Origin of the sequence: Lancefieldella parvula (assembly GCF_963530955.1) — a bacterium.
GTDB classification, from domain to species: Bacteria; Actinomycetota; Coriobacteriia; order Coriobacteriales; family Atopobiaceae; genus Lancefieldella; species Lancefieldella parvula_A.
Genome location: NZ_CAUSFQ010000057.1, coordinates 1 through 8,702, shown reverse-complemented (window position 1 = coordinate 8,702; position 8,702 = coordinate 1). Strand labels below are relative to the sequence as shown.

Annotated in this window: 9 protein-coding genes; 7 read left to right on the top strand and 2 right to left on the bottom strand. The window is 44.7% G+C overall.

Annotation, left to right across the window (positions count from 1 at the left end):
- The first annotated feature begins 720 nt into the window (after nt 1-720).
- The 6 genes from RWJ43_RS04725 (at nt 721) to RWJ43_RS04700 (ending at nt 5,520) form a co-directional block, all read left to right on the top strand.
- A complete protein-coding gene (locus tag RWJ43_RS04725; RefSeq protein ID WP_314008408.1) occupies nt 721-1,140 on the top strand; it encodes a helix-turn-helix transcriptional regulator in 420 nt (139 codons plus the stop codon).
- 109 nt (nt 1,141-1,249) lie between these two features.
- Nucleotides 1,250-1,498: a hypothetical protein gene (locus RWJ43_RS04720; RefSeq protein ID WP_035428329.1), complete on the top strand. Its 249-nt coding sequence runs from the start codon at nt 1,250-1,252 to the stop codon at nt 1,496-1,498.
- Between the two features lie 241 nt (nt 1,499-1,739).
- Entirely contained in the window at nt 1,740-2,360 is a 621-nt protein-coding gene (locus tag RWJ43_RS04715) for a TetR/AcrR family transcriptional regulator (protein WP_035428331.1), read from the top strand.
- An 85-nt stretch (nt 2,361-2,445) separates the two neighbouring features.
- The gene (locus RWJ43_RS04710) at nt 2,446-3,060 is read left to right on the top strand and encodes a hypothetical protein (protein WP_035428333.1); all 615 of its coding nucleotides are present in this window, start codon (nt 2,446-2,448) and stop codon (nt 3,058-3,060) included.
- 174 nt (nt 3,061-3,234) lie between these two features.
- The gene (gene manA / locus RWJ43_RS04705) at nt 3,235-4,233 is read left to right on the top strand and encodes a mannose-6-phosphate isomerase, class I (protein ID WP_314008401.1); all 999 of its coding nucleotides are present in this window, start codon (nt 3,235-3,237) and stop codon (nt 4,231-4,233) included.
- A 99-nt stretch (nt 4,234-4,332) separates the two neighbouring features.
- Nucleotides 4,333-5,520: a hypothetical protein gene (locus RWJ43_RS04700; RefSeq protein WP_314008399.1), complete on the top strand. Its 1,188-nt coding sequence runs from the start codon at nt 4,333-4,335 to the stop codon at nt 5,518-5,520.
- A gap of 117 nt (nt 5,521-5,637) precedes the next feature.
- Here the strand turns inward: RWJ43_RS04700 and mscL are convergent, their stop codons facing one another.
- Both mscL and RWJ43_RS04690 read right to left on the bottom strand, forming a co-directional pair.
- Complete coding sequence (mscL, locus tag RWJ43_RS04695) at nt 5,638-6,087, bottom strand: large conductance mechanosensitive channel protein MscL (RefSeq protein ID WP_314008397.1); 450 nt, start codon at nt 6,085-6,087, stop codon at nt 5,638-5,640.
- Between the two features lie 61 nt (nt 6,088-6,148).
- Complete coding sequence (locus RWJ43_RS04690; protein WP_314008394.1) at nt 6,149-7,705, bottom strand: carboxypeptidase M32; 1,557 nt, start codon at nt 7,703-7,705, stop codon at nt 6,149-6,151.
- Nucleotides 7,706-7,898: 193 nt separating this feature from the next.
- Here RWJ43_RS04690 and RWJ43_RS04685 point away from each other — a divergent pair, with 193 nt between their 5' ends.
- On the top strand, nt 7,899-8,657 hold the full coding sequence (locus RWJ43_RS04685; protein ID WP_314008391.1) for a PLP-dependent aminotransferase family protein: 759 nt from the start codon (nt 7,899-7,901) through the stop codon (nt 8,655-8,657).
- Nucleotides 8,658-8,702 lie beyond the last annotated feature (45 nt).

Sequence of the window (8,702 nt, the reverse complement as noted above, 5' to 3'; positions counted from 1 at the left end):
AGAAATGGGAGGCAGTTCATATGCGGGTGATTATGATTCTGCAGCGTGTTAGCGTCGGCTTTTAGGCCTGGCCCACAAAATAGCGCAGCTTTGGTAGGTTCTGCCGAAGAATCGACATGTTCTTAATCAAGATAGCCAGGCAGCTAAGCGGTCACACTGCCTGATATGCATTTCTATGCATAAACTTCATCTAATATGCTTGAAAATGAATAGGCATATATAAGAAATTTAACTATCGGGAAATTCTGTATCTACGGAACACACCTAAGTCGGATAATCTGCTCAATTGCGGGCATTTTACACATCTAATGACGATAATCTGCATGATTGAGGTATTTTCAGCGTCATGTATACGTCTTTTTAACAGATTATCCGACTTAGGTGTGTTTTGAACTACCTCCTATTTCTCGTGTCTAAGAAATGGGAGGCAGTTCACGTAGAGGTTCTTTGTTATTGCATAAAATCGCCAATACATTATTTTGCATAGAGGAATTGATTTTTGCATATCTTTTGTATAGCCAATTAATTCCAGACAGTAGAGTCACTCATGATCTATTTACGTAACAGGTATGCAATTTTCTTCAAATTTCCGCTTGTAAAACAACATAACAAATTGTATCTGAAGATATTTTAGTGTAGTATGATACGGTAACAGCACGAGACTATGCATAAAACATACGCATGTTTTTCAGACATCGTTTGAGCAGATGGGGCTGTGAGATGGCTAAGGCAGGTGTTACCAAAAAGACCGACCCAGGTTTGGGTAGGACAGTAGCAAGGTTGTTACAAGAAAGTGGCAAGCGCCAGGTAGACCTGTGCGAATTCTCACATTGGTCACGTGCGTATGTCTCTTATATTTGCACCGAGCGCCGTAAGTGGCCTTCATTTGATAAAGCAAAGGTTATCGCTGACTTTTTCTCCTTAAGTCTTGATCAACTCTGGGTTGAGCATCTTAAAGATCTTGTTGATGCTGGCGTGGAGCTTACAGAGATGCAGAAGAAGAATTTAGCCGAGGGTGTTAATCTTCCAAATCCTACCGTTCTGCATGACGGAAATGACAATAGAGAATACCTTCAACCTGTTGTTTCCTCGGGGAACGGTTCAGATTACACGCTCCCGGAAATTCTTGGCGTCGAATAAGTATTTTTGACTATTTTTATTGTTTACAATGCCATACTTGCTGTATACGCGTATGATTCAGCGTTGTTCAGATTGCATGGGGCTATCTGAAGAGTAGGAGATGTGCAAGATGGCTGGACTACACTGTTCAGACTGCGCTTTTAGCTCGTTCAAATTTAACGAGGACGCCCAGATGTATCAGGCGTACTGCTCGCGCGGCTATTTGCTGGCTGATCCACATATCCATGAGCTTTTTGCCATGCACTTTGCTAAGTCTCCAGAGGATTTTGTTCCCGTCAAAGATCCGTTTAATCGCGAGTATCTAAGGAAGTCATATATCTGCGGAGAATTTATTAAGCGCAAGGATAATTTGGGTTAACGGTATGTCTTAAAACCCTGTTATGTAACATAGCAGGGTTTTATTATGCCTCTGACGTGTTTCTCGTCTATTGATATCAAAGAATTAAGTAAATATCACAATAGTTGTTATGTAACGATTATAGATTTCTGCATAATTAGTTAACTTTCTGTTATATGTTCCCCTTAAAAAAGGTAGTATTGATTTGGGGGAATCTCCTTATTACAAGGGGATTTAAAACATTTATAAAGGAGCGACAGCAATGTCGAGGCGACCACAAACAGAAAGTTGCGACACTCGTCACAGACTTCTTAAATCCGCAGAGCAAGAGTTTGCTTTACAGGGATACGATAAAGCTTCACTTCGACAGATTTGTGCACATGCAGGCGTTACCACGGGTGCTCTTTATTTCTTCTTTGATAACAAAGAGGACCTCTTTAAGAATGTTTTGATTCCTGTCACTGAAGGCGCAATTCAGATTCTTGAGGATTACAAAGATCATCTGCTGGTCTCTGGCGAAAGAAATCTTGAAGACACTCCTTTGGGTGATAAAGAAACGCTCGAGAAATTCTTGGACCTTCTGTACGGCAATAGGTACGTGGCGCAGATTCTTGTGAATAATCGAGAAAACCCATATGTTGCCTATTTCTTTGAAGAGTTGACCGAGGTTATCTCTGCAACCATCAGAGCTATTCTTTATCCTAACGTTGCACAGGTTAAACCCTATGATGAGTTTATTATTACCTGGCTTGCTCAAACTGAAATGACCACCATTGTCAATATTCTTAAAAATGATGAGACTCGTGAAGAGGCTGACGGTCACATAAATTCAGCAGTAATGTTTACGCAAGGTGGCATCAAGGCTTTAGTTGCAGAGCATTAAGTGTTCATCTATGCATAAAAATTGACAATATCTACTTATTTCCGTTATCCTCTTACAAGGTATAAATCACCCGAAGGAGACCTTTATGAAGTTCAATAAGCTCGGCCTCGTAGCAGCATCCGCTTCTGCCGTTCTTGCACTTGCTGGCTGCAATCTTATTCCAAATCTTGCTGATCCAGGAACCACTACTGGCGGTGGTCAGCAGCAACAGCAGCAACAGCAGACTGCACCTGATGCAAATACCGCAACCAAGCCTTCAGATACTCGTGCTGGTGACTCTGACTCTAAGGACCTCTATAACACTCTGATGGATAAGCACAACACTTCAGAGCAGGTTACCAACGTTCAGAAGTACGTTGATGATATTAAGAAGACTGGCGATAAGACTGAGGTTCTTATCGACACCGATAAGATTACCGTTACCGTTACCGGCATTGGTGTTGACTTTGAGAACTCCAACGGCTATCTGGTTGAGGTTGTTAACAAGACCGATACCAACATCTTCATTCAGACCACCGACACCGCTATTGGCAAGGATGAGCTGAGCTTGTTTGTTAACGCAGCTCCTAACGCAACTACCAAGGGCTTTGCATTCTTTGACCCAGGTGTAAAGATGGATCCATCCGCAACTGTTCGTGGTACCATCCTTGCTCTTTATGGTTCTGACTACAGCATGGATTCCTTCAACGTTATGTTCTAAGTTTCACTTAGTTCGTTGACTGCAAAGGCTCAGCTTTTAGCTGAGCCTTTTTTGTTAGCGAGAAACCCTGTCAAAAGCAGTTAAATGAGTCAGTATTAAGTTATTAGAATCCGTTAGACTATAGAGTTGTTAGCTATTAGAAAAGCATATATGCACTGCATATAAGGAGCTACGATGCTAGATTTAGATAAAAACACAGACAGGTCATATAACGATCTTATCTTTTTAAAACCTCTTTTTCACAATAAGATTTGGGGCGGCAGAAGGCTTGCTGAAGAGTATGGCTATGACATTCCCGATGGCTCAGTAGGAGAGTGCTGGGCAATTAGTGCGCACTCTAATGGAGACTGTGAAGTTGCTTCTGGTCCATATGCTGGAAAAACTCTTTCTGAGCTCTGGACAACTCATCGAGAGCTCTTTGGTAATGCAGAGGGAGATCGCTTTCCACTCCTTATTAAGATTCTTGATGCAAAAGATGACCTTTCTGTTCAGGTTCACCCAGATGATGAGTATGCTGCAGAGCACGAGAATGGCTCGCTTGGTAAGTCTGAATGCTGGTACATTCTTGATGCAAAAGAGAATAGCGATATTGTTGTTGGTCAGAACGCTTCCTCAAAAGAAGAGTTTGCAGCCATGGTTGAGCAGGGAAAGTGGTCTGAACTGCTCAATTACGTTCCTATCAAGGCTGGAGATTTCTTTAGGATTGATCCTGGAACCGTTCACGCAATTAGAACGGGCACGCTTATTCTTGAAACTCAGCAGAGCTCAGATATTACGTATCGCGTCTACGACTATGATCGTTTGGGAGACGATGGCAAGCCTCGTGATTTGCACTTGGCACAGAGCCTTGAGGTCATCGATTATGCACAGGAAGCTCCAACATCTGGAGAAATTACTGCTCCAGAAATTGATGGTAAAACTGAGCTTATGAGTTGCAAGTACTTCTCGGTAGAAAAATATGAGATTCATGAGGCAAAAACTATTGCTCAGCCATGGTCGTTTATGTGCGTAAGTGTCATTGAGGGAGAAGGTACGGTTTGCGCTGACGGCGGCAACGGAGAAGAGCATAGGATTTGCAAGGGTTCGCATTTTATTGCACCTGCATCTTCTGGTAGCCTGCGCTTTACGGGCACTATGACATTGATTACCTCTCATCTTCCTCATACAAAGTAGGATGATACATAAGTCGAATGCAGCTTAATGTGTAACATTTGACTCGTTTCAAGTAGAATATAAAAAGTTGAGCCTTTTATACGTTTATAGGAGGAACGTATGAATAAAGAGATGATTACTCGTCGCGCTTTTGCTGGATTGGCTGCAGGCGGTGCTGCCAGCACGCTTGCTGCTTGTAATAGTGACGTGATGCAGGCAATCTTAAACCCTGATTCTATTCTTGGTGGAGCTGGTCAAGATCCTCAGAATGGCGGTCAAGGCGGTACTGGTGATGCACCTTCTCAGTCAGATTTTGTGAAGCTTGAAGAGATTCCAGACCATCCAACGCTAACCGGAGATTTTTCTAAGATTATTACTGGCGTCTGGTGTGTTGACAATGGCGTTGGAACTAAAGGTGGATCAAAGGAAGGCAAAACCTTTGACCATGGTGGCATGCTTAATCAGGGCTATAACGATGGAACCGTTCTTTACTATTCATTCAAAGAAGACGGCACTTTCTTCATGCATAATTTTAAAGGTGTGAAGAATGATGGTAAGTGGGAAGCAAAAGGAACTATTGCCATTCAATGTACGTATGATGATGGCGATAGTGTGCCAATGCTTTTTGATAAGGACGACAACAACTATCTGAAGTACAGTGATGCCAAGAGTGAGATTACGTTTAATTTCAAAAAACTTTCTGACAATCCAGACGATACTTCACAGATAGCTTATATTGAAGGACAGGTAATCAATTTTGCTGCCACCATTCCTGGTACGTATTATCTCTTTGGCTTGCACTATGCAGATGGTTCTAAAGAAGATTTGACCAGTGATCAGATTGAGTCTATGAATAAGGGCTCTGGCGGAGCGTATACCTTCTCTGCTCATAAGGATGGATCTGCTGCACTGTTCTATCCAGACGGTAACGTTTCTCCTATTCAGATTGTTGCAGAAGAGCCTTCGGCAGATGGTCTTTCTTTCCCCATTCTTGCTCAAGGCTTTTCAGAAACTGAACAGATATCTAAGTCTGTTCTATACACTACTGCGGAAAATAAAAAGCTTCTCAGTATTGATGCTCCTGGATTTACTCTTAAGTTTGCCCTCCTTAATCACCGCGAGGATAATTGGGCTAAATATGAGTATCCGCCAAAGGCAGAGTTCCCTTGGCAGCCAGATGGTAAGGGTGGCTATAAGCTAGTAACTCCTACTTCTTCTGGTTCTGGTAATGGTGGTAGCTCTTCAGGAAATGGCGGCAGCTCATCTGGAAATGGTGGCGGCGGCAAGGGCGGCTCAGGTAAGAAATAACCCAGCCTTTTCTGGTTTCTTTTATTAACAAAAAAGCAGGCATATGATATGCCTGCTTTTTTTCTTGCCAACTTTTACATGCGTAAAAGGGCGGTGATGTAAAGCTTGGTGTAAAGCTTACGCAGCGTGTGCGCCGCCCTCAATCTCACCAGTGCAGTGTGGGCAGCGAGTTGCGCCTTCCTTAACCTCTTCAAGGCAGTGTGGGCAGTGTGGAGCTGCAACCTCTTCACCAGCTTCTTCTTCGTCCTTCTTAAGCTTGGAAGCCTTCATGAACTTATTGAGGGCCTTAACCATGCAGAAGACAATGAATGCAATGATCAGGAAGTTGATGATTGCACTGATAAACGCACCAAAGTCAATGCCGTTCTGGGTGCCAGGAACTGGAATAGAAAGACCAGAAACCTCGGTGCCACCGCCAGAGATCAGCTTAATAAATGGGTTGATGATGTCATTGACAAGGGAGGTAACAATAGCGGTAAATGCGCCGCCAATGATGATACCAATAGCCATGTCCATAACATTGCCCTGCTGGATAAACTCTTTAAACTCCTCGACAAACTTTTTCATTTCATCCCTTTCGTGTAGTTAATAGAGGACAGGTATTTCTACTCGCGCCTACGGCGTGCGCTTATGCGCTGGCCAGACCATAGATGCGAGAGTATTTATCAGTTAGATACTTGGTGTAGTAGTGGACGTCAAAAGGCTCACCGCATGCACCCAAGATAAGCTCCTTGGAGTCTTTTGCACGACCCCAGGTCCAAATGCGACTGCCCAGCCACTCTTTGATAGGAGCTAGGTCTCCTGATGCACAGACGGCGTCAAAGTCCATGCCCTCAGCAATCATGGCGTGCTTGTACTGTGCGCCATAAGCGCTGCCAAGAGCATAGGTTGGGAAGTAGCCAAACTCGCCCCATGACCAATGAACATCCTGAAGAGCGCCTTCGGTGTTGTTTGGAACCGTAACGCCCAGGTACTGCTTGTACTTCTCGGCCCAAAGAGCTGGGACATCCTTTGCAGTAATCTCGCCAGACAAAAGTGCCTGCTCCATTTCGTAACGGATGAGGATGTGCAGAGGATAGGTGAGCTCGTCCGCCTCAGTGCGGATGAGACTTGGCTGTACTTTATTAGCTGCCGAGAAGAGCTGGAAGGCAGTGACGCGATTCAGCTGACCAGGGAAGTGCTTGCGCATAAGCTGTATCAGAGGCTCGGCAAATGCCTCAGAAAGGCCAACGTAGTTCTCAAAGAACCTAGACTGAGACTCGTGCATGCCCATAGAAGTGCCGGTGCTCAGAGAGGTAAAGCGGTACTCCCAGTTAATGCCCTGCTCGTAGAGGGCGTGACCGTTCTCATGCAGCATGGAATAGACATTGGAGAGAACGTTATTCTCGTAAGCGTGGCTGGCAACCATAACAAAGCCGATACCAGGGCCACCGGTGTAAGGGTGCTCAGTTTTGCCAAGCCAGTAAGCGTCCTCGTCAAGACCCTGGAGCTTTACCAGGTCTTTTGCAAGATCCCACTGACGGTTAACGTCAAACTTACCCTCAAGAGGTTTGGTGCTTGGCTGACGCTTAGAAGCCATACAATCAGCAACCAGAGGAACTACCACTTCTTTAACATTATTGAAGAAGGTGTTGTAGAACTCTCTGTTGGTGCCGTGCTCAAAATCGCTGAGTAAGAGATCATATGGGTCTTTGGAAGCATCACGTGCCTGGCACATCTCTTTGCGAAGCTCAATTAAGCTATCCAGCTTTGGAGCAAAGAGTGACCAGTCATCGCTGTTCTTTGCCTGCTCCCAGACTTCATTAGCCTCTGTGGTAAGACGAACAAAGTTGCTCTGAAGCTCAACAGGTACATCTACCAGCTGGCTTCTATCGCGACGAAGAATTTTAACTTGTGCGCGATGAGTCTCATCAAGTAGAGCGCGATTCTCGTGAAGTCTATCAAGCAGTGCGCCAACAGCAGGATCACAGAGGGTTTCCTGGACCTGTTCACCAAGGATTGCCAGGGCTTCTCCGCGCTCTTCAGCAGCCTTTTTTGGATCAATGCATGGTCCAAAAGAGCCAATCTCATTAGCTGCGTAGTTGAAGGCAAAGAGCTTCTTCTCAAGTTCATCAAGTTTAGCGATATCATCGCGGGGATTTGAAAGCGCTGCGTTCAATTCAACAGTGTTATGTGCGCTGTCCATAAAAATCCTCTCTACAAAATAGGTGTGACCAGTATGTTTGCCGGTTATATGTAACCGTTTAGCAATTGCGTCATATTTTACCCTGTTATTTATTGTTATTTGAGCGATACTAAAAAGACTACGTCCTAAAACAATAAGCACATCTTTTCGGCACAATTTTGCCCAAAGATGGCCTGTAAGGAGTAAGAGTTCTATGGATGACAGTAGAATCTCGTTTGACGTATGGAGTGATCTTTACGCAGATCGCGTTCAAACCATGCGAAAGAGCGAGGTACGAGATTTGTTTGCGGCCCTGTCTCGTCCAGGTGTCATTGCGCTGTCTGGTGGTCTGCCAGACATTTCTTCGCTGCCACTTGACCAGGTTGCAGAGTGCGCTCGACGCTGCGTTGCTGTTGAGGGACTTAGGTCTCTTCAGTATGGCAACTCTGATGGCCGCATTGAGTGCAGAAGGACCATCTGCAAGATTTTGGCTGCTCAAGGCGTTGAAGCCGATCCTGATGAGATGATTTTGACTTCTGGTTCTCAGCAGGCGCTTGATTTCTTGGGTCGCGTCTTCCTTAACCCAGGAGACGATATTATCTGTGAGGGCCCAAGCTATCTTGGTGCGTTCCAGGCATTTTCTGCGTATGAGCCTACTGTTCACACCATTGATATGGATGAAGAAGGCATTAGAACAGACCTTCTTGAGGCAAAGCTTAAAGAACTTGCAGACCAAGGTAGAAAGCCTAAGTTCATCTACGTTATTCCTAACTTTAACAATCCTGCCGGCATCACCATGTCTATGCCAAGGCGCCTCCGTCTTCTTGAGCTGGCTCGCCAGTACAACATCCCTGTTGTTGAGGATGATCCGTATGGCCTTATCCGCTTTGAGGGAGAAGATCTAACACGCCTTAAGACGCTTGATCCAAATGTCATTTATTTTGGAACCACGTCTAAGTTTTTTGCCCCATGACTGCGCTTAGCATTGATGGTTGCACCTCGTCAATTCCTTGAGCGC